The organism is Marinobacter qingdaonensis (assembly GCF_034555935.1).
Taxonomy (GTDB): Bacteria; Pseudomonadota; Gammaproteobacteria; order Pseudomonadales; family Oleiphilaceae; genus Marinobacter; species Marinobacter qingdaonensis.
In genome coordinates this window covers 2,445,889-2,471,787 of record NZ_JAYDCJ010000003.1, presented here as the reverse complement: position 1 = coordinate 2,471,787, position 25,899 = coordinate 2,445,889, and the positions used below count along the sequence as shown (strand labels likewise).

Genomic DNA, 25,899 nt, shown 5'->3' with positions numbered 1-25,899 from the left:
GGTTCACCCGGGCAGGAAGTCGATGGGAAAACGGACCTTGCGCGCGCCCACGTTGTCGGCGCCAAAGTTGAACAACCGTACCCTCATTGCGATGCGCTGCTCCAGGGTCGGATGCTTCAGCTCCGAGCTGACCACCTGGCACGCGGACACCGACCCATCCGGCTCGATCACCAGCTCCAGCAGGACCTTGCCCTCCAGGGTCGGGTCCTGGCGCAGTTCCCGCCGATACATCGAATAGAGCGCCGTCTTCTGGGCATCGAACACCCGACGGATGTTGCTCATGGCTCGCTCCCCGGCTTCCGGCTTCTTAGGTTTCGACCGGGCGGCCACTGCCTTGGCCGGAGCCGCTGCCTCAACCCGTTTGACCTCGTGACCCTGGACGGCAACCTGGCTTCGGGGCGCGTCAGTATCGGCCACGCCACCACTGCCCCGCAGTGTCTGATCAAAACCCGTGGACGCGGCAGCTCCGGCGGTGGCCGCTTCGGCGTTTGCCTGCATTTGCGTTGGCGCGGCCGGCTCGTCTGCGCGCATTGATGCCAAGCGGTCCTTCATGGCCAGCAATCCGGAGCGAGAAGCCGTCTCCCGTGCCTGCGCCACAGTCTGGGCCCCGGGACGCTTTGGTTTGGCCGGCTCCACGGGCGGTTTCTGGGCCGGCTCTGGCTTCGGCTCAGGCTTGGATGCAGTCTCGGCCAGGGGTTGTGGTTCCGGTTCGGGTTGCGGTTCGGGTTTCGGCGGAGAGACAGCCGGTCTCGGGGCGGCCTCGGGTTCAGGGCGCTCAATCAGCCGCGCCAGTCGTGGCGGGATTTTCTCGGCCTCGGTGCGGTCAATGTCGGGTACGTCCAGACCCGGAATCAACACCGCCAACGGAACAAACAGGGCAGCCACCAGCAGGACGATAATGACAAAACGGCGCTCCTCCCGGGCGTCCCGGCTCCAGGGCAATCCGGCCCCGCGGCTGACCGCATCGGATCGATCAACCATTGCGCACCCCCGCTTCGACCGCCAGTCGCACCTGGCGATAGTCCTGATCGACGCAGGTCTGCATGATCTTGCGCAGCAACCGGTAATCGGTGTCACGGCCGGCCATGATGGTGACTTCATAGCCCGATTCGGTGCTATCGGTGCGAAGGCTCCGTCGGTAAGCAAGCTCCTGGGCCAGGCCTCCGATGTTTGAATCGGTTGCCTCGATGCCCTCGACCCTGGCCACTTCCCGGCCCTGCACCAGAATCACGCCACCGGACACCTGAACGGTCAGGGTGTCCTCGGCCGCCAGCTCGGAGGTGGATGTGGGCAACGGCACGTCAGCCGTGTTCTGCAGGACCTTGACGTCGGATGAGTTGACCATCAGGAAGAACACCAGAATGGTGAAGATGTCCATCAGGGACACCAGGTTCAAGCCACCGGTGCGGTGCATGCGGCGGTAATGGCACTGAATTCTTCCGGCTCTGCGCGATCGCTTCATGCGCCCTCCCCGTCCGGTATCCCGCCACGGGTGGCCAGTTCCCGGTTGTCCGCGGCGTCCATCAACGCCACATCCGGAAACAGCTCTCCCTCGACCACACTGGCGGCCACCACCGCCGGGTAGGATCGGACCGTGTCCATTGCGGTGATAAGGGTCTGGTAATCAACATCGGGCCCCACCTGCAAAACCAGGTCGGTCTTGTTCGGTACGGATCGCTTGATCTGTTTCAGTGTCTCCCGCAGAGCGGCAAAATCCTGCGCGCCACGCCTCGCCGGCAGCACCGCAAGGACCCCGCGTTCGCTGTCAGTCACTTCGATCCCGGCAGGAATCAGGGTCACCAGAAGCTGAAACTCATCCGATGACGGCGTCTGCCCGGACTCGCTGCCGGGAAAATTCAGCTCAATGGTACGTAACTGGGAAAACACCATGCCCAGCAACAGAACCGGCACCAACACGATCATCAGGTTCATGAACGGGGTGATGTCCAGATCCGGCGAACTCGTCAGTTTCCGATGTCGGCGTCTCATACGAATCTACTCTCGCAGCCAGCGGGGAAATCCAGGAAAAATCGAGTCATGCGGCCGCAGACTGGCCGCCCTGATCGGACACGATGTTCAGCAGTTTGACGCCCGCCATCTCGAAACTGTCCACGAGTTCGTTGGTGCGGGTCTGCAGCACGGCATGGAACATCAGCAAGGGTATCGCTGACATCAGGCCAAATGCGGTGGTGTTCATGGCCACCGAAATGCTTTCCGAGAGCAAGCTCGCCTTTTGTGACGGGTCTGCGGCGGCCACCGCGGTGAAGGCGGAGATAAGGCCGATGATGGTGCCCAACAGACCGAGCAAGGTTGCGATGTTGGCCAGGGTTGCCAGGTATTGGGTTCGTTTTTCCAGGCGCGGCAGCACCTCCATCAAGCCCTCTTCCATGGCGTACTCGATATCTTCCCGGCGGCTGTTGTTGAGCAGGCGCCCGATGCCGGCCGCCATGATAGAGGCAATGGCACTGTCGGAATTGTTGGCGGCCTTCATGGCGCGCTGATAGTCGCGTCGACTCAACAGCGGCAGAATGCCCTGTTCGAACGCCAGGCGGTTTCTTCGCCGTACCGATGCCAGATAGAAGAAGCGCTCGAGCGTGATCGCCAGGCCCAGTGCCAACACAACCGCGATCGGGTACATGAACGGTCCACCGTCCTGAAAAAACCTTACCAGGGTATCCAGCATGTCTAGTCTCCGTATGACTGAGAGGTTGAGTCCAAGCCCCGTTTGGGGCTGAGAACCAGGGGGTCGAGGGTGTGACGAAACACCCGGTGTCGCTCCAGAGTGAGCGGGTCAATCGGGGCCATCAGGTCGGATGCCGGACCATCCAGGCTTGCCTTGGGCCGACGTGGCAGGCTCGGTGCCTGCCACGGCAGGACAAACAGCACCCTCGGGTTGTCCTCACCGACGCTGGCGGAAATGCCTTCCACCGAGAGCGTCATTGCGCCTGCATTGCCCTCCGCCCGAGCCTGAACTGGCTTCATCAGCGCTAGCAGGACCAGCAACAACGCCAGAAGCCAGGCGGCAAACCGGATCCATCCCAGTGCGCGCATTCAGTCCAGCCTCCGTTCCAGATCGGCAATCCAGCCCGCCACCGCCTCATCGTCCGCCGGCGTCAACGCCCGGTAGCGGTGGTAGTGACTCAGCGCCTTCCCGAGGTCCAGCAGATACAGCTCAGACACCACAGCCAGGTTGTAATGCAGTTCGGCGACGGTCGGCGTGAACTCCACCCCCTGTTCCAGCACAGTGGCCGCGTCGGCAAACTGATTCTGCTCGATCAACAGCACCGCCAGGTTGTTGACGACCACCGGGTTGCCCGGATCGAGCCGGACCGCCTCACGCCAGGCACGGATTGCCGCCAGTTTGCCCCCCTGCTCCAGGGCCAGTTGTCCTTGTCGCACCCACTCCGCCGCCGCCACGGGATCCGAGGGGACTGGAGTCGGCGGCTTCACCGAGGGGCTGGTGCAGCCCACCAGGAACAGAAGCCCCACTGCGGCCATTCGGGATTTAAACGTCATCGGAAGTCTCCGGGATCCAGCTCATCCAGCGCACCGCCCGCTCATAGCGACCAGGATTGAGTGCCGCCAGGGCGCTGAGGCTTTTGCCAATCCAGGCGTCGTAGCCTTGGCTCGAGATGCGCTGGTGATTTTCAGAGTGCAGACGGATCGCCTTCTCTTCAAAGGGAAAGGCCTCCTCCTCAAGCAGCATCTGGTATTGCATGGCTTCCAGCTCATTCAGTTCGGCCGGAACCGAAGACGCCATCAGGTCCTGAGCCATGATTCGATATAGCTCCGCGCGTCGATACAGGGACTCGGACCGGACCTGTTCGCCCGCCAGCCGCTCGGCATCCAGAAACCGTTGGCGGGCGAGCTCCAGAGCCTTGTGCTTGCGTTCGAGAGCGGCGTCTAAGGGTGCGGTCAGGGCAATGGCGGAGAAGCTCGCGGCAGCCCGGGCGCCAAGCGCCAGGGAACTGCGCGCCGCCCAGGTCAGGGTCTGCTGGGAGTGGAATTGGCTGGCAAGTTCGGATCGGACCAGCTCAGCACGCAAACGTTGTTCGTCCACGCCCGCCTCAATCAACCGGTGCCGGAAGGTCTGGAGCTGCACATGATGATCGGCATCCGCCACCTGGGGCCCGGTCGCGAGATACGACGAGTAAATCGGGTTTCGCCGCGGCCAGGCCTCGGCCTGGTGAAACAGTTCGGCGGCCCGAAGTCGAAGAGGCCAGGGCTCGACGGCGGTGTCCGCCTGGCTGAGCAGCTCCTCGGCAGCCCTCAGGGGTTGACCGGATTCGGCGTAGGCGTGCACCAGTTTATCGCTGATCCTGTCGCTGAGCCGATGGCCCGGAAAATCCTGACGGAAGCGCTCGAGCTCCCGGATGGCCGTTGGCAATTCGGAAGCCTTCAGCAGGGTGTTGGCGGCATCAAAGCGGCCGCTGATGGCCAGCTCGGAATTCGGCAGGACCGGCTCAATGCGTTGAAAATGGCGAACCGCCGTGGCCACCTGGCCCTGGCTGGCCGCCCGCTCGCCCTGACGATAGATGGCCGTGGCCAACTGCTGCGTTACGGCATCCCGTATTTCCGGCCCATTTCCGGCTGAGTCGGTTACCTGCAGGACCTGCTGCCAGGCCCGCTCCGCCAGGGCATAATCCCCCTGCTGTTGGCGCGCCTCCGCAACGACCTGCCAAGCGACGTAACGTTCGCGGGTACTGGATAGCCCATGGCTCGCCGCCGCGCTGGCGTAACCCAGCGCCGCTTCAAGCTGCCCCGCCGACAGCCACCTTGACGCAATATCAGCCAGCAGGCCGGGTAGCCGGGCATCGTCGCCATAACGCGACCTGAACCGATCAGTCTCGTCGGACAGGGTGCTCAGGTCCGGCCGGAACCCTGGACCGTTGAGTGCCCCGTCCAGCCCATCCCTGAGCAGCACCAGCCCGGCCCAGCCAGCGTCTGCACCCTCGGCGTGGTCGTCAGTCTGATAGGCGGATTGGCGGAAATTGGCCAGTGCAGCGGCATAGTCCCCTGCCTGCAAACGGGCATCACCCGCCAGCCTGAATTCCGGGCCGGCATCGTCGACACGGGCGGCCAGACTTTCATAATAGCCGGCCGCCCGGGCAAAGGCGGCCTGCCCCGCACCCTGCGGATTGGCTTCCAGCAGGCTCGTCCCCTGGCGATAGTGGACTTCAGCCAGTTCGCGGGCGTACGTGCGCCAGCGCGACTGCTCCTTGCCCGTAAGGCGGCTGTACTCCGGGTCACCGGCAAACCTGGCGAGGTAACTGGCCTTGGCCTCCCGGATCCGGGTCTGGTGTCCGGCCTGTTCCCATACGGACACCACCTGCGCCAGAAACAGCGGGATGTGGGGATGCTCGGGTTGGTAACGAACAAAATAAAGGTTGGTGGCAACGCTGGCTTCGACGTCGCCGTTCACGGCGAAAAAATCGGCCAGGCGATCAAACAGAAGGTAGGCACAGGGCCGGCTTGGAGTCCCCTCCAACCATTCGGCGAGGGTGGCCGGGCCGTCCCTTCGGGCCGCCATGATCGCCAAAACCCGGAAGGTATCGTCGATGGTGTCCACGCTTGAGGGGGCAATACTGGCAAGACTGTCGACGGAGGGCAGAAACTCATCCAGCACTGCCAGGAAGGTCTGACCAGCCCGGTCCCAAGCGACGTCACCCTGCTTGAACTGGCTCCAGCCCAGCATGTAGCGGGCTTTCGCCTGCAACCCGCCACTTTCACCGGATTCAAGCAACGCCTGATAGTGGACTTCGGCCTCTTCGTAGTGACCATGAGCAAAGGCCGCCTCGGCCATCCGGAAACGGGCTTCTGGTACCAAACCCGACTTGGGGTATAGCCCCACCAGCTGCTTCAGGCGTTCGATGGACTCCTCCGATTGCCCGGTCAGGGCATGGGCCTTGGCCATCTGGTACAAGAGTTCATCGAGTCGACCGCTGAATGAGCCGCGTGCCAGGATCGATTCGTAGCTGCCAAGGACTTCCTGGTAAATTCGCTGCTCATCCTCGATTGAGTAACCGATGTCCCGCCCCGACCGGTCGCGAAGATTGCTCAGTCGATTCAAGGCGTCGACCCGAACCTCCGGCTCATCGGAGCTCTGGAACAGCGCCCGGTACCGGCGCGCCACCTCGGCCGGCGAGATATCCGGCAGGGACCGAGCCTCGAACTTCAGGAACACCGGCCGCATGTCGCCGATGGTTTCCCCGTCACGGCCCAGCTCCATCCGGAACGAGTCCTGGGCCAATGCCGGCGATGCCAGCAGGCAGAGAAGCCAAATCAGTCGAATGGGGAGATTCACGGTCCCTGTCCCTCGAGGTTTTCCAGTGCCAGGTACTCGTAAAGATGAGCAATTTGTTGCTCAGTCTTGTCCTGGGCGGCCACCATCTTCTGATCCTGGAATTCGACGTAGGCCAGGGCCAATCCGTCCAATTCAGTTTCCGCCCGTTGCCGCAGGGCACCCGCCTTCTGAGCGTACTCGGAGCTGTTGACCTGGAGCCGGCGGGCCTGGGCCAGAAGGCGCTGGATCTGCTCGGGGCGGCCTTGCGCCCGGTCGGAAAATCCCCGGAGGCTGTCAGCCGCTGCCCCGAGCACTACTGCCAGCGACGCCAGTTCCTGACTTCGGCCGGGGGTCTTGGCTCGGATCCGGTTTAACCGCTGCTCCAGTGCCTCCTGCTCGCTTTTCAGGGCGCGCACAGGCGCGCCGACGTCTTCTTCCAGGGTGGTCAGTTGTTGCTCCAGAGACTGGATAAAAACCGCCAGGTCCGCCACCTGCCGCGCCAGAGCCTCACTCATTGCGGTCAGTTCGGCGACGCGGTGGACCGCGATTTGCGACGATTCCTGCTGCAGGAAATCCAGTAAATAGGCCAGACGCGGCTGTGTCAGGGTGCGGCTGTCGGAGAGGAACCATTCGACATCGGAGGCCCCGGCATCGGCCACCAAGACCTTGAATGCGCCCCGGGAACGAATTCCCTCGGCCAGCTTGCGCAGCGTCACCCGCTCACTCTCGTAGGCGGAATTGGCGGCCAGATAGGCCTCACCCGCCTGCCCCAGATATCCCGACAGATCGTAACCACGGCCCATCGCCATCCAGGCCTCGGCAACGCCGGCAAACGCCAGGGGGTATTTCTTGGCTCGATGCCAGCTCTGCATGGCAGCCCGATGATTGCCCTTGCTGGTCAGGGCCAGGCCATGCAGATAGAGGGCCTGGGGCGTGTCATAGCCATCGAGCCTGACCTGTTCGAGAAAGCCGATGGCCTTGTCCGGCTCGTCATTCTGGAACGCCAGGAAGCCGGCCCGCACACGCAGCTCATCCATCAGAGATGCGCGCCGGTCATCGTCGGGGTCAGTCTCGGCCAGGGCCAGTGCCACTCTCACGGCCACCAGGGCCCGGGTGGTGTTCAGATCTTCCGCCGCGTAATCGGCCGCCAGGTTGAGGTAACCGGTCGCCGCCCAGTAGCCGGCGTTCATCCCTGCCAGTATCTTGCCGGCCTGGTCCGGCTGTCCCTGTCGGCGCGCCATTTCCGCCAGTCCGTAAGCGGCCTGCTCACGAGCCTGCCCGTACCCCACCTTTCGAGCCCGATCAAACCAGGCCTTGGCGGCCGCCAGTTGCCCACGTTCCACATAAACCCGGCCAAGCAGAACGGCGGCCTCGGCCCGATGGTGCTGGCCCCCGGCAACTTGCTCCAGCAAGGCCAGGCCCTGGTCCGAATGACCGCTTTCGAGCAGCAGACGTGCTCGCAGAAAGGCGCCTGACTCCCCCTCCAGCTCGTTGCTACTGGCCAGGACCGGAACCAGGTCCTCCGTTGCCAGGGCAAAATGAACCAGGCCGGGTAGAAGCTCAGCCGGCGCCATCGTTTCGGAGGCCTCGGCCGACGGCGACAAGGCATGCCAAGCCAGCAGCAAGCCAGCAACACACCGAAGACCGAGCGCAGGAAAACGAGCCATGGCGAATTACTTCCAATCCACCAGGGAAACGCGGGGGGCAAAGTCCGGGGCCGGGGCATCGAGACTCAATTGCAGGCGAGTACTCCCCGGACGTTTTTCAAACCGATGAATGGCTTCCCTGCGGACATAGGTGTCCTTCACCGAACGGGCACTGACCACGATTTTGAGTTCGTGCTCACCGTTGGGCAGGTTGCCGACAAATAGTTGCTGGACCCCGCCCTGCTCCAGGGAGTCGCGCTCGCGTTCGCTGTAGAGATGACTGGTAACCGGCTGTCCGTTCAGAAAGAGTTCGACGGCATCCAGGCTCAGGGCGGCCTGCCCGACCTGGGTCAGGAACACGGCGAGACGGGTACTGGCCGGATAAAGGATCTTTTGCTCAAACGTATACACGGCGGCCGAGTGCTGGGCCACCTGCGCCTTCAGTTGGTCGATCTCGTGATCAAGCTCTGAGGCCCGGGCCAGCGGTGCGCCCAGACTGAATGCCAGGGCGATGAGCGCGGCCAAGCCTGTTGAGTGAATCCGGCCTGTTGGTGCTGTCCTTGTGCCGAGCATGATTCCCGGGTGCCTCCTGCCTGCCGACGTTTGTTCTTATGTAACAAGCTGGCAGGAAGCGTAACATTTGGTAAACGGCAAGAACGGTATGCAGATCACCAAATGGAAAAACCGTGCGGGCAATCAAGATAAATGTCGATATTTTTTACAGGTAAGACGGGTTCGGTGTGACAGATTTGATGCAGTTGTTTTTTGGCTGCCGCAACCTTCTGTTTTTCTACATTTTTTGAGGAGTGGTATTGAAACTGCATTGGTGGGAATCGCGGGGTGCCTTTCAGGAAACCCCGCTTGATATGCCGAGCTTGGCCGATGCACTCAACCGCATCGGCTTTTTTTATTTGCTCAGATGCTTCATGGCCGACTCGAGGCCATCGATGGTGAGCGGGTACATGTGCTCGTTGACGAGCTGGCGCGTCATCCCCAGGGATCCGCCGTTGCCCCAATAGTTCTCAGGCAGCGGGTTGAGCCAGACCACCTTGCGGAAATGCTCGGAAACTCGCTGGAACCATGTGGCGCCGGCCTCCTCGTTCCAATGTTCGATGGAGCCGCCCGGGTGCGAAATCTCGTAGGGCGCCATGGTCGCATCTCCGACAAAGATCACTTTGTAATCCGGCGAGTACTTGTGAAGGATGTCCCAGGTACTGGTCGTCTCGTTCATCCGCCGGACGTTGTTGGTCCAGACGCTTTCATAGATAAAGTTATGAAAGTAGAAGTACTCCATGTGTTTGAACTCGAGACGCGCCGCTGAGAAGAGTTCCTCGCAGACCCGCACGTGCGGATCCATGGAGCCACCAACATCGAAGAAAATCAGTACCTTGACCGCATTGTGACGCTCGGGAACCATTTTCAGATCGAGGTAACCGGCGTTTCGGGCGGTAGAACGGATGGTGTCGTCCATGTCCAACTGCTCGGCCGCGCCCTGGCGGGCGAACTTGCGCAGACGCCGCAAGGCCACCTTGATGTTGCGAATGCCCAGGGTGATGCTGTCGTCCAGATCCTTGAACGCCCGTTTTTCCCAGACCTTGACCGCCCGGCCCTGGCGACCGCCCTTCTGACCGATGCGGAAGCCCTCGGGGTTATAGCCATCGGCGCCGAACGGCGAGGTGCCGCCAGTGCCAATCCACTTGTTACCCCCGGCGTGGCGCTCGTTCTGCTCCTCCATGCGCTTCTTGAAGGTGTCGATCAACTCCTCAAGTCCGCCCAGGCTATCGATTTTCGCCTTTTCCTCCTCGGTCAGATGTTTCTCGAACTCGGCGCGCAGCCAGTCGTCCGGGATCAACATCTCCATCAGGTCTTCCAGGTTTTCGATGCCTTCGAAGTAGGCTTTGAACGCGCGGTCAAACTTATCGAAATGGCGCTCGTCCTTTACCAGACACAAACGTGCCAGGTAATAGAACTCCTCCATATCGGCAAAGGCCAGACGATTCTGCAAGGCCTCCAGCAGATCCAGGAATTCGCGCAGGCTCGCGGGCACCTTCGCCCGCCGCACTTCGAGAAAAAAATCAATCAACATAAAACCAGACTCTTGCCGGGTGTTAGCTGCGACGACGGGCCATGAATGCCAGTTTCTGCAGCAAGTGAACATCCTGCTCGTTCTTCACCAGTGCGCCGTACAGCGGTGGCAACGCCGAACTGGTGTCTTTCTCCTGAAGCATTTTCGCAGACAATTCGTCCGCCATCAGCAGTTTGAGCCAGTCGATCAGTTCTGAAGTCGACGGCTTCTTCTTCAGCCCTGGCACCTTGCGCACGTCGAAAAACACTTCCAGGGCGTCGCGCACGATCGCTTGCTGAAGCCCCGGGAAGTGCACATCCACGATGTCCTTCATGGTGTCGTGATCGGGGAAACTGATGTAATGGAAGAAACAGCGACGCAGGAAGGCGTCCGGCAGTTCCTTTTCATTGTTACTGGTGATGACCACGATCGGCCGGTGCTTGGCCTTTACGAACTCCTGCGTCTCATAAACGTAGAACTCCATGCGGTCGAGTTCCAGCAACAGGTCGTTCGGAAATTCAATGTCGGCCTTGTCGATCTCGTCGATCAACAGAACAACCTGCTCATCGGCTTCGAAGGCTTCCCACAGCTTGCCCTTGACGATGTAATTGCGGATGTCCTTGACCTTCTCGTCGCCCAACTGGGAATCACGCAGGCGGGAAACCGCGTCGTATTCGTAGAGCCCCTGTTGGGCCTTGGTGGTGGACTTGATGTGCCAGGGAATCAGCTTCATGCCGAGCGCCGAGGCCATCTCTTCTGCCAGCAAGGTCTTGCCGGTTCCCGGCTCGCCTTTGATCAGCAGCGGGCGCTGCAGCGAGATCGCGGCGTTAACGGCCATTTGCAGGTCATCCGTGGCTACGTATTTTTCGGTACCGGTAAACTTCATGGGCTTGGTTCCTGTCAGTTACTTTTTTGTTCGGGGTCGTCTGGCTTGCGTTTCGGCTCTTCGTCCGGCAGGTCCAGATCGCCCTCATCGTAATCGGGAAGGTCGTCAAATTCGGACAGATCAAAGTCGTCCAGGCCAAACTCTTCCTCGTCGCTGTCGTCAGCGGAATCACTCAGCTCTGGCTCTGGCTCTGGCTCTGGCTCTGGCTCTGGCTCTGGCTCTGGCTCTGGCTCTGGCTCTGGCTCTGGCTCTGGTACAGCTTCCGGTTCAACCACCGCTTCAGCAACCGGAATGTCGTCGTCGGAGTTGTCGTCGTACAGGGCTTCCAGGTCCGGTCCCTCGGCTTCGGACTCAGCCTCCTGGGTGACTTCCGGAATGTCTTCGTCAGTGTCAGCCGGGTCGTCGGCTGCTGCCTCCGGCTCGGGCGCAACCACCGGCTCCGGTTCCGGATCCTGGGGTTCCTCGACATCTTCCGCCGTCTCGCGCTCGGCACCGGCCTCGGATTGCGCATCACTCCGGGGTTGTCGCTTACGCAAGGCCAGCCAGACCAGGGCCATCAAACCCACGCCACCGGCGCCAGCGCCCAGCGACCACAGTGGCACCGGCCAGTCGTTCTTATCCGCTCCGTCGTCCGCGCTCCCCTGGTCCTGCGCCGGCTCGGTCGGCTCGACAACCTGAGGCTGCTCGGCCTGGCTGACATCAATCGGGCTGGTTATGTCCGCAACCGGGACCTCGTCAGCAGCCGGGTCTTCTTCTGAACCGTCAGACGGTTCCTCGGGCCCGGGCAGGTCCGACTCGGCAGGCTCTGGCTCAGACGCCTCTGCCAGAAGCCCTTCCTGGCTCGCGGACGGCTCCCCAGCCGGCGCAACAAAACCGGTGGTCGCAGTGAACTTGCGGCCAAAGGTCCGACCGTCTGCCACCACCTCCAGCTGGTAACTGCCTGCCGCCGGCAACCGGCTGATGGTATCCGTATAGACCCCATCCTCAGGCGGCTCGGTTCCCGAGAGCTGCTTGCTGCCACTGCGACCGTCCTCGGAGGTGATCCGCAATTCGATGTCCAGCACCCGCAGGAAATCCGGGTTGGTGATTTTCTCACCGTCTTCAAAGAAGGCGACCTGCAAGTCGATAGGCGACTCCTCGGAAAAGCTCGCCGGTACCGGACTCACCGCCATGCGCAAGTCACTGACCACGGTAACGCGGCTGCCCTCGCCCAGTTCGCCGTTGAGGCGCCATTGGCCGGCCATAGGTTCGGTGACGGTCATCAGGTCGTACCCTGACTCCCTGGACCATTGCACGTTGGCAGGCAAGTCGGCCAGGGTCACCGTCGTGCCGTCCGGGCGAATCAGATCCAGCTGTCGGGTTTCCCGGGTTTCCTCATCGCCCCAGAAAACCAGGGCGGTATACTCGGACACGCCCTGATCCACCGCAAAGCCATCGCCCTCGATAGGAATCTGCTCCTGGGGAGCCGCCGCATTGAGCGCTTCCAGAAAGGCACGACTCAAGGCGTCAGCGGTTTCGGCAACCTGGAACCGCCCACCGGAGTCCCGGGCGAGCTGCTTCAGGAACTCGGCATCGGCGGCGGCCGACAGGGCCACCGGGTGAAAGGTGGCACCCTGTGCAATCAGTGCCGGTGCCACGCGAGTCAGGATCCGCGTTTCTTCGGCCCGGTTGGCATCGCCGTCACTGGCGATGTCGACCTTGCCGTCGGTGAGCAGGATGAAATGGGTATTCTCCAACACGCCGCCGGTGTAATAGCCATCCCCGGCAACCTCGATCGCCTTGCCGAGGTTGGTGCGCAGGGCCACGGAATTGATCTGCTCCGAGCGCTCAATGGCGATGGCGCGCCACTGGTCGCTCACCTCGCGATGGGGCACGAGCATGTTCACGTACTGACCGAAGGTCCAGAGCCCTGCGGTGGAGCCATCGGGCAGCAGCCGGGCAAGCAGCCGTACCGCCGGTTGCCGCAGATTGTTCGGGTCGGTGTCTTTCATCGAGCCGGAGATGTCCACGATGATGCGGACATCGGTCGAGGCCGGCAACCTGGGTTCCGGTGCCACCTGGGCCTGGCCCCTGGCGGAGAACACCAGGACCGAAGTGAGGCAAACAATCAGTGCGAATGATTTTGGCATAATGTGGCTCAACGACTTGTCCCTTCCCTGATACCCATCGACCTTTTACCGCGAAACCAGACGATATCGGACCAGATCAAGAATCCAGACCAGAACCATCACCAGCCCCGCAAGCCCCAGATTAAACCAGGCCTTACCCGCGGCATCCGCATCGCCCAGAATCTGTTCATAACCGCCGTAGAGCCAGGCCGGTATCCACCAGTTGGCCAGCTCCGGCGATTCCACCGGAGTCAGCAGCAATGCTACCAGCGCCGCCAACAGCAGCGTCCTGAGACCGTAGAGTGGCAAAAAACGGAACAGTTTTTTCATCATGTAAAACAACACGACGAAGGCCACCGCGTAGGCACACCAGAAAATTCCGTAAGCTAGTTGAGCGTCCGTATCGATCATTACAGTATCCAGTGAATGATATGTTCTTCCCAGTCCTGTTCGGGCACCTGGGTTTCAGAAACCACTTTGTCCCGAATGGACACGCCTGCGTCGTGCACCGTCCCCGGGTCGCCGCTGCGCAGCGGATGCCAGTCCGCCAGCGGCCGCCCTTCCGACAGCGTGCGATAGGCGCAGGTGTATGGCAGCCAATGGTAGTCGTCAACGGTGTCCGGTGTCAGCACGGTGCACCCGGGTACCTTCTGTAACCGCTCCCGGTAGACGGTGCACTGACAGGTTTCCTGGTCCATGTACCGGCACACCAGATCGGTGTGGTAGACCTCGCCCGTGTCCTCGTCTTCGAGCTTGTTCAGGCAACACTTGCCGCAGCCATCGCACAGGGATTCCCACTCCGCCGGCGTCATTTCGTGCAAGCGTTTACGCTGCCAGAAGGGAATCTGGGCAATCATGAATCGCGTTTCGCCAGCTTTCGGCGGAATTCCACGACATAACTGTCCTGTTCTTCCGGCATCTGCAGGAAAAAGTCCTTTTCCTCCAGCGCCGCCAACACCTGCTCACCGGTGGTACGGGCGAGCTTGCGATCCGGAGTCAGCACCAGATCCATGGAATGAACTGGCGCCCCGAAAATCCCCCGCAGGCTTTCCGGCAAGGCCTCCCAATCCTGCCCGCGCCGGACGAAGAGATAGGTGTCTGCCTTCTTGCTGCTGCGAAAGACGGAAACGAATTGGCGGTCTTTCATGATGTCAGTAGTTCCTCGATGTTTGCCCTGACCGGAGCCAGGATCTGTTCGCGCCAGCCCTGGAAGAACACCTGGCCCGACAGTGTCTGGTCCTGCACCACCTTCTCCAGGCGCTTGCGCGGCGCCAACAGTTCGATCGGCACATCCGCGGTCTCCGCAGCGGTTCTGAACTGCCGTTTCAGGGTTTTGAACAGGGTTTGCTGGTCCCGGGTCAGGGGCGGTGAAATCGGTTCGATGTTGGCGTGATCGGCGTCCCGGGCTTCACCAATCAGTTCGATCAAAGCATCGCCGTAACGTCGTACGGCGCCGGAAGGTACACCCTGGATGTCGGCCAGGGCGCGGCGGCTTGCTGGCATCCGGTCGGCAATGGCGATCAACAGCGCGTCCGCCAGCACGCGATTACGCGGGCGATCCAAGCGCCGGCACTCCTGCTCGCGCCAGTGCGCCAGGGCTCGAAGCACGCCCTGCTGCCTAGGGCTCAAGGTCCAGCCTCCACGCAGCTTCAGGTAGTGATCGGCAATTTCTTCCTGGCCCGCCAGTTCCTCGGCAAAGCGGGTCGATTCCTCAGCCAGGGCGTACTCCAGACCCCGTTGTTCAAGCTGGGACCGGACCCAATGATACATCGGTTCGAGAAAGCGAATGTCGTCCACCGCGTAGCGCTGTTGCGCGTCACTCAGGGGTCTGGCCAGCCAGTCAGAGCGCGTGGCGGACTTGTCGAGGCTCTCGCCAAACAGCGATTCCACCAGTTTGGCGTAGCCGAGGGAGAAGCCGGCGCCGGCCAACGCAGCGCCAATCTGCAAATCCAGCACCCCCCGAATCTCAACGCCGAGCCAGTGCCGAAACAGTTCCAGGTCCTCGCTCATGGCGTAGAGCAGCTTTGGCGTGTTCGCGTCCGCCAGCACCTCCTTGAACCGGGTGGACGCCGCCGCCACCTCGGGATCGATCAGGCAATAATCGCCGTCGATACCGAGCTGGACCAGACCCGGGATCGGGTAGAAGGTGTTCACCCGCTCGAATTCGGTATCCAGTGACAGGCGCTCCCCGGACACCCGTTCCAGCCAACGGTCGAGCTCGGCGGGCTCCCGGAGCCAGTTAATGGTGTCGGGGGCCGGTGGGACGTCAACAGCCGGGGTTTTCGAAGTCATAGAACTGCCTGGTGGTTGCTTAGTCGGACAGAGGCTTTCGGCCTCGGAAGGCGTGGGTCAGAGTGAAGCCATCGACATAGCCGAGCTCACCGCCGACCGGGATGCCGTGGGCAAGACGGGTGATGAGGATGTCCCGGCCATCGAGGCGGTCGGCGATGTAGTGAGCAGTCGCCTCCCCTTCCACGGTGGGGTTGGTGGCCAGGATCAGTTCGCTGATGTTTTCATCCTCAACCCGCTGCAACAGCCGCTCGATACCAATTTCCTCCGGGCCCACGCCATCAATCGGCGAGAGGTGGCCCATCAGGACAAAATAGCCACCTCGATAATCCCCCGCCTGCTCGATGGCCAAGAGATCGGAGGGACTTTCAACCACGCAGAGGCTGCCAGTACGGCGAACCGGGTTGTCGCAGATACCGCAAATCTCGGTGTCGGCAAAATTCTGGCAACTGGTGCAACGTCGGACCCCGGTCATGGCCTGACCCAGCGCGTCCGCCAGCCGTGTCCCGCCAGTCCGGCCCCGCTCCAACAGGTGAAAGGCCATGCGCTGGGCGGTTTTCTGGCCAACGCCGGGCAGACACCGGAGGGATTCGACCAATTCATCAACCAGTGGGCTAAATGCCATGTAGAGTCCTCAAGCTGTGATTCGGTCCCGGTCCGGGTTAAAACGGCATCTTGAAGCCGGGAGGCATACCCATGCCGGACATCATGCCGGACATCTTGTCCTTCTGGTTCGCCTCGACCCGACGCACGGCATCGTTCACGGCGGCGGCCAGCAGATCTTCCAGGATGTCCTTGTCCTCGGACATCAGCGAGGGATCAATGTCCACCTTGCGGACATCGTGACGCCCGTTCATGGTGACCTTGACCAGGCCAGCCCCGGCCTCACCGGTCACTTCGGCTTTGGCGATTTCCTCCTGGGCCTTCTGCATTTCTTCCTGCATCTTCTGGGCCTTTTTCATCAGGTCGCCCATATTGTTCATCATCTGGCTATCTCCTGCTTGTCTCGATTGGCCGGATACTGTCTTCGACTACCCGGGCCTCGAATCGTTCAACGATGGACTGCACCGCCGGATCCTGTCTGATGGACTCCTCGGCGGCCTGCTGACGCGCCTTGCGCAGGCGCTCCTCGTAGGCAGCGGGCGTGTGCGGACCGGGCTCACCGGCCTCAATACGTAATTCTGTGGTAGCGCCGAAGCGATTTCTCAAGCCAGCCAGGATTTTTTCCTCATGGCGGGCGTTCAGCAACCGGGCGTGGCCCTCGTCGATGGTCAGCACCACGGTGTCGCCGTCCCAGGACAGCGCACCATGACTGGCCAGATTGCCGGGCATTCCGACGATTTCCAGGGATCGGAAGTCGCGCTCCCAGACAAAATCACCGCTGGCCTCGGGCACGGGATCCGGGGCGATTGAGGCCGTGGCTTCGGCTTTGGGCTCAGGTGCAGGCTCTGGCCTTGGTTCAGACGGCGCGGGGGAGGCCGACGGGGTCGCCGCAGGAGCGGGCACGGGGTCTGGGTCGGGTGCAACCGGTGGCTCGGGGTCCGCGTTCGGCACCTCGGACGGCCCCGCCTCCATGGCATCGGCCTGGGCGTCGAGACTGGCCAGCCAGGAGTCGTCCCCAGGCTGCTCCGGCCCTGGGCCGTTCCCGGTACTGGTCGAATCCACCGGTTGAGGTTCAGATTCTGGATTGGGATTAGAATTGGGCTCGGATTCCGGCTGGGGCTCAGGCGCGGCCGCCGTCGGGGCCGTATCCGCGGGCGCTGCAACCGGCTCCGCCGGCGCCATTTGCCGGGCAGGTTCGCCGACCTCGGTCGGCGAGGACGCGGCTGGTCCAGGCTCGGGTTCGTCCCGGGACTCTGACGATGTTGTCTGAGAAGCTGAAGCGACCGCCGGCGGTTCCCGGCGATCGGCGCCAGGCCGGAAGGCCAACATCCGAAGCAGGGTCATCTCGAAGCCCATGCGGGCGTCCGGGGTAACCGCCAGGTCTTTTCGTCCCATCAATGCTGCCTGATAGAACAACTGCGCGTCTTCGGCGCTCAGGCGGCGGGCCAAGGCCTGGACCTGCTCGGCGTCCCCCAGGGCGTTATCGGCACTCCCCGGCACGACCTGCTCCATGGTGACCCGGTGGAACAGGGACAGCAGGTCGGCCAGGATCACACTGTAATCCGGCGCAAAGTCGGATATCCGGCCGATTTCCGACAACAAGCCCGGTCCGTCCCGCTCGACCAGCGCATTGACCAGACGCTCAATGTCGCGCTGATCGATGGTGCCCAGCATGTTGCTAACATCGCTGGCGGCCAGTCTCTGGTTGCCAAAAGCTATGGCCTGATCGGTCAGGCTCAGAGCGTCCCGCATGCTGCCGTCGGCGGCCCGGGCCAGCAACCACAACGCCGGTTCCTCGAATGGCACCTGCTCCTCGGTCAGCACGTGCTGCAGGTGCCCGGCAATGTGCTCCGGGGTCATGCGCTTGAGATTGAACTGCAGACAGCGCGACAGGACGGTGACCGGAAGCTTCTGGGGATCGGTGGTCGCCAACAGGAATTTGACGTGCTCGGGCGGCTCTTCCAGGGTTTTCAGGAAGGCGTTGAACGACTGGTTGGTGAGCATGTGCACCTCGTCGATCAGGTACACCTTATACCGGCCTCGAGTCGGCGCGTACTGCACGTTGTCCGTGAGTTCACGCATGTCATCGACACCGGTGCGGGACGCCGCGTCGATTTCGATCAGATCAACAAACCGCCCTTCCTGGATTTCCGTGCAGCTGGTGCACTCGCCGCAGGGGCGGGGTGTGATTCCGGTCTCGCAGTTGAGGCATCGCGCCAGCAGGCGACCGATGGTGGTCTTGCCTACCCCCCGGGTGCCGGTGAACAGATAGGCGTGGTGCAGGCGCTGGTTTTCCAGGGCATGGATCAGGGCCTGGAGCACATGCTCCTGTCCGACCATGTCTTCGAAGGTTTTCGGGCGCCATTTGCGGGCAAGTACCTGGTAGCTCATGTTCCGTCAACTGCTGTGAAAAATGGGCTTAACCTTAGCATGGACCCGACTTGATAAGAAGCGGAGATCGGCGCTGGACCTCAGCGTCGGACCAGTGCCAACGGATCGATTCGATTCTGGAAAAAAACTGCAGGAGGGGAAGATCTGGGGGTGACCCCACCAGCGACACCCCGGCACACAATTCCACCGCTGCGGCTGCTCCCTTCCGGGCCTGACCGAGTTCACGGTTTCATGTTGCGGAGGCACCAATGGGGCCACCATAACGGCGTTTCGGGACAATTCCCCGAAAGCGGCGCGCATAGTAGCAAAAGGGTTTGCGGACTACAACGGCAATTGCGCCAGCATTGAAAATCACCGGCGCCGGGATCGGGCGGCCTAGAGCGGCAAGGGAATTTCGTCCTGCCGGAACCAGCAAGCCAGGCTGTGCCGAGTGCGGTGTGCCGGCATGACCTCATGCGGAATTTCCTCGCTCAGAAACACCACCATGCGGCCCGCCTCCGGCAGTACCTGCGCGCAGACCTCCGCGTCGTTCTCACGATTGAAAATCTGGAGCTCGCCACCATCGACCGAGTGCCAGCCGTCGTTCAGATACAGCACCAGACTGACCACGCGCGACGCCCGCCCCTGGAAGCTGTCCACGTGCTTGCGGTAGAAATCACCGGGGTGATAGGTGGCGTAATGGCTCTCAAACCGCTTCAGACCAAGGAACAGACGCTGGTTCAGGCCGAGCCGGAGCTCATCCAGGAACCTGAACAGGGCCGCTTGCGGCGCGCTGACCCCCTGAAGCCAGGCAATCTTGTCCCGACGCACCGACCGGTCCCTGACCGGATCGCTGCCCCGCCCTATGCCGGCCCGTTTCATGGCGTTCGACCGGTCCAGTATGGTGACCTCGGAGGCCAGCGCATCGAGCAGTTCCCGGCCGAGCAGATCCTGGACATCAAGGCTGACCCAGCCGTGCTCACTCAGGCCGTCCGCCAGATCGTCCAGCCATTGCCCGGCCTCAAGGTTGGCAGCGGGCTCACTGCCTGAGGCAACGAGCTGAGGGTTTCCCAGCGGAACAACGGTGGATGGATTCATGGCAGTCTCCCTGAAAACTTGGCGGTATTTTAGGCTCAGTTCTCGCCGGAACGGGAGTTTTAATTTACTCTCTGTGTAGGCAAATACCCGTAACCCAGGAAGCCCGATTCGAACCATGTCAGAAAGCAGTAACCGGCCCCCCGTCTCCCTGTCTCCCGGTCAATGGTCCTTTACCCGCTGGCGTACCGTGGGCCAGCTTGAAGCCCTGGACGTCAACCATCCCCTGTTCAGGGCTACGGTTTTCCTGCAAGGCGCCCACCTGACCCACTTCGCCCCCCGGGACGAAGCCGACTGGCTGTGGCTGAGCGAAACGGCGCGACTGGAACCAGGCCGGGCCATCCGCGGCGGCGTTCCGGTGTGCTGGCCCTGGTTCGGAGCGCCCGAGCGCAATGCCCCCGAGGTGAAGAGGCGCATTCACGCCAGCCAGGCCCACGGATTCGCGCGCACCGCACTGTGGAAATTGGAGGACGTTCGGGAAAGCGCCCACGAAGTGGAGATCAGTCTGTCCCTGGATGCCAACGAGGATTTTCGGGACTTATGGAGCGGGCACGCGCTGGCCCTGATGACCTTCAATTTTTCCGTACGCGGCTGCCAGATTGCACTCACCACCACCAACCTCAGCTCCGAACCCCTGGCCTTCAGCCAGGCCCTGCACAGCTACTTCCCCACGGCCGACATCAGCCGCAGCCGGGTACTCGGCCTGGGCCAGTCCAACTACATCGACACCCTGCAGGAATGGGATTACCGCAGCCAGGACGGCCCGGTGTACTTCGACGGCGAGGTGGACCGCATCTACGAGAGCGGCGAGCCCCTGACCATCGTCACGCCCCGGGGCAGTCGCAAGCTTCGCACGGTGGGCAGCGACTCCACCGTGGTCTGGAACCCGGGCCCGGAGAAAGCCGCCCGGCTGTCCGACTTTCCCGATCAGGCCTGGAAAAAGATGCTGTGTGTCGAAACCGCCAATGCGGCGGGCGACTACCGGGTGCTGAACGAGGGCCAGAGCCACACACTGGGCGTTCTGATCGGCCGCGGCTAACCGCTTTTACGCTTTCGCCAACCAACAGGGAGTCAGCATGAGTCTGGCATCGTTTCTAAAGTCCAGGCTGGTGCCTGCAGACCTGGATCAGCAGGTAAACCGGATACGCAAGCCCATCGGCTCACTGGGCTACGACCCGTGGGGCTACAACAACGAGGCCGTGAAATACGGACTCGCGCTCACCCGCCAGATCTACGAGAAATACTTTCGGGTCCAGGCCCGGGGCGTGGAGAAAATCCCGGCCGAGGGACCGGTGCTGATCATCGCCAACCACAGCGGCCAGTTGCCCATCGATGGGCTGCTGATCGGCTACGCGCTGGCGTCCCGGGCGGAAAATCCACGCATGCCCCGCGCCATGATTGAACGGTTTTTTCCAACCGTGCCCTGGCTCGGCAACCTGTTGAACGAAGTGGGCGCGGTTCTGGGCGACCCGGTGAACTGCGCCAAGATGCTGGCCAATAACGAAGCCGTGATCGTTTTTCCCGAAGGCATTCGCGGCTCCGGCAAGCTTTACCGGGACCGCTATCAACTGAAACGGTTTGGCAATGGCTTCATGCACCTGGCCATGAAGTACAAGGCGCCCATCGTGCCCGTCGGCGTGGTCGGCTGCGAGGAAACCATTCCCGCCATCGCCAACATCAAGCCGCTGGCCAAGAGTCTGGGCATTCCCTACGCGCCACTGGCGCTGCCGGTGGTGTTGCCGGCCAAGGTCCACCTCAATTTTGGCGATCCGATGTATTTCGACGACCGCGAGATTCCGGAGGAACAGGTGGCCGAACGGGTGGAAACGGTCAAGGCGGAGATCAGTCGCCTGATCGACAAGGGATTGAGCGAACGAAAGAGGTTGTTCTGATGACCGAGCATCGCAGGCCGCATATTCTCGTGACCGGCGCGGCCGGTGCGCTGGCGCAACAGGTAATCGATCAGCTCAGGGACCAGTGCGACCTGGTGGCGGTGGATTTCCGGGAGCAGGTGTACCTTGGGGACGACATTCCCAGTTACTGCATCGACTTCAACAAGCGGGGCTTCGAGGACCTGTTTCGCCGCTACGAGTTCGACGGGGTGATCCACATGGGCCGCATCATGTCGAGCCAGCTCACCCGCATGCGGCGGTACAACGCCAATGTGCTGGGCACCCAGAAACTGCTGGATCTGAGCCATAAGTACGGCATCAAGCGGGTGGTCGTGCTCTCGACCTTCCACGTCTATGGCGCCGTGGCCTACAACCCGGCCCTGATCGACGAGTCCGCGCCCCTGAAAAGCGCGGGCCTGAGCGCCGACCTGATCGACTCGGTAGAGCTGGAAAACCTGGCCAACATCTACCTCTGGCGCTACCCGGAGCTCAACATCACCATCCTTCGGCCCTGCAACATCGTGGGGCCGGGGGTGCGCAATACCATCAGCACCCTGCTCGCGAGCGAGCGGGCGCCGGTCCTGGCCGGATTCTCGCCGATGATGCAGTTCATCCACATCGACGACATGGCCGACGCCATTGTGCTCGCCTATGAGAAACAGATCCGCGGGGTTTTCAACGTTGCGCCCCAGGACTGGGTGGCGTACCAGCACGCCCTGAAACTCTGTGACTGCCGACGGATTCCCATCCCCTCGGTGCCGCCGGTGGTGCCAAGTCTGATCCTGCGCACACTCAAGCTGAGAAGTTTTCCGTCGTACCTGATGGCGTTTTTCAAGTATCCTGTAGTAATCGACGGTCGAGCCTTTGCCCGGGAATTTGGCTTTCAGCCCAGACGACCGCTCAAGGAGATCTTCCGGTTCTACCGGGACAACAAGAAACCGGTTTAGCCAGGGAGTCAGCCGTCAGGGAGCAGACGCCACTCACGCAGGATGCGAGTGATGCTAAACGACTTCAGCGTAATCAGCCACGTTGCCGCGGCGCTGACCTTTGGTTTGCTGGCCATTCTGGTTGCCACCCGCTACGTCCGCCGGGATGTGGATCGATCCCTGTTTCTGGCGGCCGTGGTGACCACGCTCTGGGCCTCGGTCCTGGTCCTGCAGAGCCTGTTCGGGCAGCCCGGCTTCTTCACCCGCTATCTGCTCGAACTGCTCCGGTACGCCTCATGGATTCTCCTGCTGTTCGCCATGCTCCGGAACTCCTTCCAGCAGAGCCGCCTCACTGGCCAACTCAAGCAGATTCTGGGTGTAGCCACGGTGGTCCTGCTGTTCCTGCTGGTGGGGTTCGGCCTGCTCGAGTTCGTGTTTGACCTGTCTATCCTCAATGGCAAAACCCGACTGCTGGGCCAGATTGCCCTGTCCCTGCTCGGGCTCTCCCTGGTGGAACAGATCTGGCGCAATTCGCCCGCCTTTGGCCGCTCCAGCATCAAGTACCTGTGCATCGGCACCGCAACCCTGTTCGCCTTCGACTTCTTCATGTACGCCGACGCCCTGCTCTTTGGCCAGGTGTCGGATTCGTTCTGGAATGCGCGCGGCTTCGTCAACGCCCTGCTGGTGCCCCTGTTTGCCATCAACGTCATCAACACCCGAAAACAACCGGTGGATTTTCATCTTTCCCGGTCCGCAGTCTTTCACGCCGGCACCCTCATCTTCGCCGGTGGCTATCTTCTTTGTCTGGCCATCGGCGGCTACTACGTCCGGGTCCTGGGTGGCGACTGGGGCGACGCCCTGCAGGTGTTGTTTTTCACCATTTCCCTGGCGTTCCTGGCCACACTGGTCCTGTCCCGGCGCATTCGCGCCAAGTTGATGGTGCTGATCAGCCAGAATTTCTTCGATTACAAGTACGATTACCGGGAAGAGTGGCTGAAGATGACCCGCGAACTGGCGGATCTCAGTAACGAACCGCCCTTCCCCGAGCGGGTCACCCGGATTCTGGCCGGATTGGTGGAGAGCAACGCCGGGGCACTTTGGCTGAAAGGCGACCAGGACAGCTATTTCCTCATGACCTCGGTCAATATCCGGGCGCCCAGGTTCACGATCATTGACGCCGACGCCGATCTGGTTCGTTTCTTCAAGCATCGGGAATGGGTGGTGAATCTGGATGACTATCGCGCCGATCCCCTCGCCTACGACCTTCTGGAAATTCCCGACGCCATCGCCCGCATGCCCGATGCCTGGCTGGTGATCCCCCTGTACCTGGGGAACGAGTTGTACGGCATTGCCATGGTGGGTCGTCCCTACGCCAGGGTCGAACTGAACTGGGAGAACTTCGATCTGATCAAAGTGGTTGCCCGCCAGACCTGCAACCTGCTCGCCCAGGCCGATGCCCAACACCAGCTTTCCCGCGCCATGCAGTTCGAGGCCGTGAGCAAGGCCTCCGCGTTCATGATCCACGACCTGAAGACCGTCATTGCGCAGTTGTCTCTGTTGGTCAAGAACGCGCCCAAGCACCGGCACAACACCGCCTTCATTGACGACATGATTGATACCACCGAGCACGCTGTGCGCAAGATGACCAATCTGGTCGACCACATGCGCCGCCCCGCCCATGACGCGAGTGCCGACTTGCGGGAACTGGACCTGACCGGCGTGGTGTACAGCCTGATCGACCACTACAGCCATCAGCAGCCAAGCCCGAAACTGGAAGGCCATCCTCCCCAGGCCCTGATCATGGCCGATGAGGAACAGCTGCGCAGCGTACTGGGTCACCTGATCCAGAACGCCCAGGAAGCCACCCCCGCCCATGGCGAAATCACCCTGTCGCTGAAACTGTCCCGAGGCAATGTCGTGTTGTTTATCCACGACTCCGGCTGCGGCATGACTGAAGAATTCATTAACTACCAGCTGTTCAAACCGTTTGAGAGCACCAAGGGCCTGACCGGCATGGGCATTGGCGCTTTTCAGGCTCGCGAATACGTTCGCAAGCTCGGGGGCAGTATCGACGTGACCAGTGAGCCGGGCGTTGGCTCCTGTTTTTCGGTCCGGATCCCCTTGGCGGCCTCCTCTTCGCTGGCGGAAACCGGGGCCAACGAGCCTGAGCGGGTGGAGACCAAGCCCTTGCCTCCGCGGCAAAGCGCCAATTAATCGGCACTTTTAAAATCGACCGACAGGAAATATTGCAAAGCGCCAACATTCAGACAAGAATCAAAGTTAAGACACTCCAGGATCAAAAGTGTCTCGTCAACTTAACAGGGTTTTCAACAAGGGAAATGTTGCTGCCGTGACTAGAAGACTCTTGATTGTCGAGGACGACCCAGGCCTACAGAGCCAGATGCGTTGGTGTTTTAACGAGGACCTCGACATTACTGTGGCGTCCGATCGGGAATCGGCGTTGGCGGCACTGAGGCGAGTTGAGCCGGATGTCGTAACGCTTGATCTCGGTCTGCCGCCGGATCCGGGCGGCTCATCCGAAGGCTTCAGTCTCCTGGAAGAAATACTTCGTCTGGCCAGCCTGACCAAGGTCATTGTGGTGACCGGGCGGGAAGACAAGGAAAACGCCGTCAAGGCAATTGGCATGGGGGCCTGCGACTTCTATCAAAAGCCGCTGGACGCCGACATCCTGAACTTCGTGGTCAACCGGGCCTTCCGTCTGGCCGAGCTGGAGCGGGAAAATCAGGATCTCGCCCGGCAACGCAATGGCGCCAACATCAAGGGCATAGTAGCCGCCAGCCCGCAAATGCTGGCCATCTGCCGGACCCTGGAAAAGGTCGCTCCGACCGACGTCACTACCCTGATCACCGGAGAAACCGGCACCGGCAAGGAGTTATTGGCCAGGGCGATCCACGACCTCAGCCACCGCAGCCGGAAACCCTTCGCCGCCATCAACTGCGCCGCCATTCCGGAAAACCTGCTCGAAAGCGAACTCTTCGGCTTCGAAAAAGGCTCTTTCACCGGCGCCACCCAGACCAAGAAGGGCAAAATCGAAAGTGCCAACGGTGGCACCCTGTTCCTGGATGAAATTGGCGACATGCCCATGGCACTCCAGGCCAAGCTCCTGCGCTTCCTGCAGGAACGGGTGGTGGACCGGGTCGGCTCGGTTCAACCGATCCCAGTCGATGTCCGGGTGGTTTGTGCGACCCATCGAGACGTCAAGTCCCTGATCGACAGCGGCGATTTTCGGGAGGATCTGTACTATCGCATCAGCGAGATCACGTTGGACGTGCCTGCGGTCCGCGACCGTGAAGGCGACGCCCTGGTGATTGCCCAGTCCCTGCTCAAGAACCTTGGCAAGCAGATGGACCGGCCCACTCTCACGTTCTCCGAGGATGCCATCGACGCCATCAGCAGCTACGCCTGGCCCGGCAACGTCCGGGAGATGATCAACAAGGTCAAGCGCGCGACCATCATGGCGGACGGCAAACGGGTGACGGCGGAAGACCTCGAGCTGCCATCCGAGCACACCAGCCACGACCACCAGCTGAATCTGCGTCAGGTGCGGGAGAATGCCGAGCGTCAGGCCATCGTCCAGGCCCTCAGAACCTGTAATTTCAACGTGGCCCAGACCTCCCGCCTGCTCGGTGTCACCCGGCCGACGCTTTACAACCTGACCGACAAGTATCGAATTGAAACCTCCGCCGAGGCTTCAAAAACCTGAACAACCGGATGT

General features: G+C 61.7%; 25 protein-coding genes and 1 other RNA gene. 5 read left to right on the top strand and 21 right to left on the bottom strand.

Annotated features, from left to right (window positions below):
* Positions 1-3 precede the first annotated feature (3 nt).
* The 21 genes from U5822_RS14530 to U5822_RS14430 all read right to left on the bottom strand — a co-directional run bounded on the left by U5822_RS14530 (position 4) and on the right by U5822_RS14430 (position 19,348).
* Positions 4-981 (bottom strand): AgmX/PglI C-terminal domain-containing protein, encoded by a 978-nt coding sequence (locus tag U5822_RS14530; RefSeq protein ID WP_322856330.1) that lies wholly within the window; start codon positions 979-981, stop codon positions 4-6.
* A complete protein-coding gene (locus tag U5822_RS14525; RefSeq protein ID WP_322856328.1) occupies positions 974-1,462 on the bottom strand; it encodes an ExbD/TolR family protein in 489 nt (162 codons plus the stop codon). Before U5822_RS14525 ends, U5822_RS14530 begins: the two co-directional genes overlap by 8 nt.
* Positions 1,459-1,989, bottom strand: a complete 531-nt coding sequence (locus U5822_RS14520; protein WP_322856327.1) for an ExbD/TolR family protein — start codon at positions 1,987-1,989, stop codon at positions 1,459-1,461. The genes U5822_RS14525 and U5822_RS14520 overlap by 4 nt, the downstream gene beginning before the upstream one ends.
* A 46-nt stretch (positions 1,990-2,035) precedes the next feature.
* Positions 2,036-2,683, bottom strand: a complete 648-nt coding sequence (locus tag U5822_RS14515) for a MotA/TolQ/ExbB proton channel family protein (protein WP_322856326.1) — start codon at positions 2,681-2,683, stop codon at positions 2,036-2,038.
* Positions 2,684-2,685: 2 nt separating this feature from the next.
* Positions 2,686-3,051, bottom strand: coding sequence for a hypothetical protein (locus U5822_RS14510; RefSeq protein ID WP_322856325.1), 366 nt, complete (start codon positions 3,049-3,051; stop codon positions 2,686-2,688).
* Positions 3,052-3,516 (bottom strand): tetratricopeptide repeat protein, encoded by a 465-nt coding sequence (locus U5822_RS14505; protein ID WP_322856324.1) that lies wholly within the window; start codon positions 3,514-3,516, stop codon positions 3,052-3,054.
* Positions 3,506-6,304, bottom strand: a complete 2,799-nt coding sequence (gene bamD / locus U5822_RS14500) for an outer membrane protein assembly factor BamD (RefSeq protein ID WP_322856323.1) — start codon at positions 6,302-6,304, stop codon at positions 3,506-3,508. Before bamD ends, U5822_RS14505 begins: the two co-directional genes overlap by 11 nt.
* Positions 6,301-7,950: a tetratricopeptide repeat protein gene (locus U5822_RS14495; protein WP_322856322.1), complete on the bottom strand. Its 1,650-nt coding sequence runs from the start codon at positions 7,948-7,950 to the stop codon at positions 6,301-6,303. Before U5822_RS14495 ends, bamD begins: the two co-directional genes overlap by 4 nt.
* 6 nt (positions 7,951-7,956) lie before the next feature.
* Positions 7,957-8,454 carry an AraC family transcriptional regulator gene (locus tag U5822_RS14490; protein ID WP_322856321.1) on the bottom strand — a complete coding sequence of 166 codons (498 nt, stop codon included), beginning with the start codon at positions 8,452-8,454 and terminating at the stop codon, positions 7,957-7,959.
* 382 nt (positions 8,455-8,836) lie between these two features.
* Positions 8,837-10,015: a vWA domain-containing protein gene (locus U5822_RS14485; protein WP_322856320.1), complete on the bottom strand. Its 1,179-nt coding sequence runs from the start codon at positions 10,013-10,015 to the stop codon at positions 8,837-8,839.
* Between the two features lie 22 nt (positions 10,016-10,037).
* Positions 10,038-10,880 (bottom strand): AAA family ATPase, encoded by an 843-nt coding sequence (locus tag U5822_RS14480; RefSeq protein ID WP_322856319.1) that lies wholly within the window; start codon positions 10,878-10,880, stop codon positions 10,038-10,040.
* 14 nt (positions 10,881-10,894) lie between these two features.
* A complete protein-coding gene (locus U5822_RS14475; protein ID WP_322856318.1) occupies positions 10,895-13,009 on the bottom strand; it encodes a VWA domain-containing protein in 2,115 nt (704 codons plus the stop codon).
* Between the two features lie 45 nt (positions 13,010-13,054).
* Entirely contained in the window at positions 13,055-13,399 is a 345-nt protein-coding gene (locus U5822_RS14470; protein ID WP_322856317.1) for a hypothetical protein, read from the bottom strand.
* Complete coding sequence (locus tag U5822_RS14465; RefSeq protein ID WP_322856316.1) at positions 13,399-13,845, bottom strand: YcgN family cysteine cluster protein; 447 nt, start codon at positions 13,843-13,845, stop codon at positions 13,399-13,401. Before U5822_RS14465 ends, U5822_RS14470 begins: the two co-directional genes overlap by 1 nt.
* Positions 13,842-14,135 (bottom strand): YcgL domain-containing protein, encoded by a 294-nt coding sequence (locus U5822_RS14460; RefSeq protein ID WP_322856315.1) that lies wholly within the window; start codon positions 14,133-14,135, stop codon positions 13,842-13,844. Before U5822_RS14460 ends, U5822_RS14465 begins: the two co-directional genes overlap by 4 nt.
* The gene (locus U5822_RS14455) at positions 14,132-15,280 is read right to left on the bottom strand and encodes a ribonuclease D (protein WP_322856314.1); all 1,149 of its coding nucleotides are present in this window, start codon (positions 15,278-15,280) and stop codon (positions 14,132-14,134) included. The genes U5822_RS14460 and U5822_RS14455 overlap by 4 nt, the downstream gene beginning before the upstream one ends.
* A 19-nt stretch (positions 15,281-15,299) precedes the next feature.
* Positions 15,300-15,902: a recombination mediator RecR gene (gene recR, locus U5822_RS14450; RefSeq protein WP_322856313.1), complete on the bottom strand. Its 603-nt coding sequence runs from the start codon at positions 15,900-15,902 to the stop codon at positions 15,300-15,302.
* Positions 15,903-15,939: 37 nt separating this feature from the next.
* Positions 15,940-16,263: a YbaB/EbfC family nucleoid-associated protein gene (locus tag U5822_RS14445; RefSeq protein WP_322856312.1), complete on the bottom strand. Its 324-nt coding sequence runs from the start codon at positions 16,261-16,263 to the stop codon at positions 15,940-15,942.
* A 4-nt stretch (positions 16,264-16,267) separates the two neighbouring features.
* A complete protein-coding gene (gene dnaX, locus U5822_RS14440) occupies positions 16,268-18,271 on the bottom strand; it encodes a DNA polymerase III subunit gamma/tau (protein WP_322856311.1) in 2,004 nt (667 codons plus the stop codon).
* Between the two features lie 154 nt (positions 18,272-18,425).
* Positions 18,426-18,522, bottom strand: an RNA gene (gene ffs / locus U5822_RS14435) — signal recognition particle sRNA small type.
* 124 nt (positions 18,523-18,646) lie between these two features.
* Positions 18,647-19,348 carry a 2OG-Fe(II) oxygenase gene (locus U5822_RS14430; protein WP_322856310.1) on the bottom strand — a complete coding sequence of 234 codons (702 nt, stop codon included), beginning with the start codon at positions 19,346-19,348 and terminating at the stop codon, positions 18,647-18,649.
* A gap of 115 nt (positions 19,349-19,463) precedes the next feature.
* On the opposite strand from U5822_RS14430, the gene U5822_RS14425 reads away from it, so the two are divergent.
* The 5 genes from U5822_RS14425 to prsR all read left to right on the top strand — a co-directional run bounded on the left by U5822_RS14425 (position 19,464) and on the right by prsR (position 25,887).
* A complete protein-coding gene (locus U5822_RS14425) occupies positions 19,464-20,384 on the top strand; it encodes a D-hexose-6-phosphate mutarotase (RefSeq protein ID WP_322856309.1) in 921 nt (306 codons plus the stop codon).
* Positions 20,385-20,421: 37 nt separating this feature from the next.
* Complete coding sequence (locus tag U5822_RS14420) at positions 20,422-21,237, top strand: lysophospholipid acyltransferase family protein (RefSeq protein WP_322856308.1); 816 nt, start codon at positions 20,422-20,424, stop codon at positions 21,235-21,237.
* On the top strand, positions 21,237-22,184 hold the full coding sequence (locus U5822_RS14415) for an SDR family oxidoreductase (RefSeq protein ID WP_322856307.1): 948 nt from the start codon (positions 21,237-21,239) through the stop codon (positions 22,182-22,184). Before U5822_RS14420 ends, U5822_RS14415 begins: the two co-directional genes overlap by 1 nt.
* A 51-nt stretch (positions 22,185-22,235) precedes the next feature.
* Positions 22,236-24,377 (top strand): XrtA/PEP-CTERM system histidine kinase PrsK, encoded by a 2,142-nt coding sequence (gene prsK / locus U5822_RS14410; protein WP_322856306.1) that lies wholly within the window; start codon positions 22,236-22,238, stop codon positions 24,375-24,377.
* Positions 24,378-24,513: 136 nt separating this feature from the next.
* The gene (gene prsR / locus U5822_RS14405; protein WP_322856305.1) at positions 24,514-25,887 is read left to right on the top strand and encodes a PEP-CTERM-box response regulator transcription factor; all 1,374 of its coding nucleotides are present in this window, start codon (positions 24,514-24,516) and stop codon (positions 25,885-25,887) included.
* The last annotated feature ends 12 nt before the right edge of the window (positions 25,888-25,899 follow it).

Coding starts and splice junctions, on each gene's coding strand:
- U5822_RS14515 (WP_322856326.1), bottom strand. CDS start 2,683: ATGCTGGATACCCTGGTAAGGTTTTTTCAGGACGGTGGACCGTTCATG.
- U5822_RS14525 (WP_322856328.1), bottom strand. CDS start 1,462: ATGAAGCGATCGCGCAGAGCCGGAAGAATTCAGTGCCATTACCGCCGC.
- U5822_RS14455 (WP_322856314.1), bottom strand. CDS start 15,280: ATGACTTCGAAAACCCCGGCTGTTGACGTCCCACCGGCCCCCGACACC.
- U5822_RS14480 (WP_322856319.1), bottom strand. CDS start 10,880: ATGAAGTTTACCGGTACCGAAAAATACGTAGCCACGGATGACCTGCAA.
- U5822_RS14460 (WP_322856315.1), bottom strand. CDS start 14,135: ATGAAAGACCGCCAATTCGTTTCCGTCTTTCGCAGCAGCAAGAAGGCA.
- U5822_RS14505 (WP_322856324.1), bottom strand. CDS start 3,516: ATGACGTTTAAATCCCGAATGGCCGCAGTGGGGCTTCTGTTCCTGGTG.
- U5822_RS14430 (WP_322856310.1), bottom strand. CDS start 19,348: ATGAATCCATCCACCGTTGTTCCGCTGGGAAACCCTCAGCTCGTTGCC.
- U5822_RS14445 (WP_322856312.1), bottom strand. CDS start 16,263: ATGATGAACAATATGGGCGACCTGATGAAAAAGGCCCAGAAGATGCAG.
- U5822_RS14510 (WP_322856325.1), bottom strand. CDS start 3,051: ATGCGCGCACTGGGATGGATCCGGTTTGCCGCCTGGCTTCTGGCGTTG.
- U5822_RS14415 (WP_322856307.1), top strand. CDS start 21,237: ATGACCGAGCATCGCAGGCCGCATATTCTCGTGACCGGCGCGGCCGGT.
- U5822_RS14520 (WP_322856327.1), bottom strand. CDS start 1,989: ATGAGACGCCGACATCGGAAACTGACGAGTTCGCCGGATCTGGACATC.
- U5822_RS14485 (WP_322856320.1), bottom strand. CDS start 10,015: ATGTTGATTGATTTTTTTCTCGAAGTGCGGCGGGCGAAGGTGCCCGCG.
- U5822_RS14470 (WP_322856317.1), bottom strand. CDS start 13,399: ATGATCGATACGGACGCTCAACTAGCTTACGGAATTTTCTGGTGTGCC.
- U5822_RS14465 (WP_322856316.1), bottom strand. CDS start 13,845: ATGATTGCCCAGATTCCCTTCTGGCAGCGTAAACGCTTGCACGAAATG.
- U5822_RS14425 (WP_322856309.1), top strand. CDS start 19,464: ATGTCAGAAAGCAGTAACCGGCCCCCCGTCTCCCTGTCTCCCGGTCAA.
- U5822_RS14495 (WP_322856322.1), bottom strand. CDS start 7,950: ATGGCTCGTTTTCCTGCGCTCGGTCTTCGGTGTGTTGCTGGCTTGCTG.
- U5822_RS14475 (WP_322856318.1), bottom strand. CDS start 13,009: ATGCCAAAATCATTCGCACTGATTGTTTGCCTCACTTCGGTCCTGGTG.
- recR (WP_322856313.1), bottom strand. CDS start 15,902: ATGGCATTTAGCCCACTGGTTGATGAATTGGTCGAATCCCTCCGGTGT.
- U5822_RS14530 (WP_322856330.1), bottom strand. CDS start 981: ATGGTTGATCGATCCGATGCGGTCAGCCGCGGGGCCGGATTGCCCTGG.
- prsK (WP_322856306.1), top strand. CDS start 22,236: ATGCTAAACGACTTCAGCGTAATCAGCCACGTTGCCGCGGCGCTGACC.
- U5822_RS14420 (WP_322856308.1), top strand. CDS start 20,422: ATGAGTCTGGCATCGTTTCTAAAGTCCAGGCTGGTGCCTGCAGACCTG.
- dnaX (WP_322856311.1), bottom strand. CDS start 18,271: ATGAGCTACCAGGTACTTGCCCGCAAATGGCGCCCGAAAACCTTCGAA.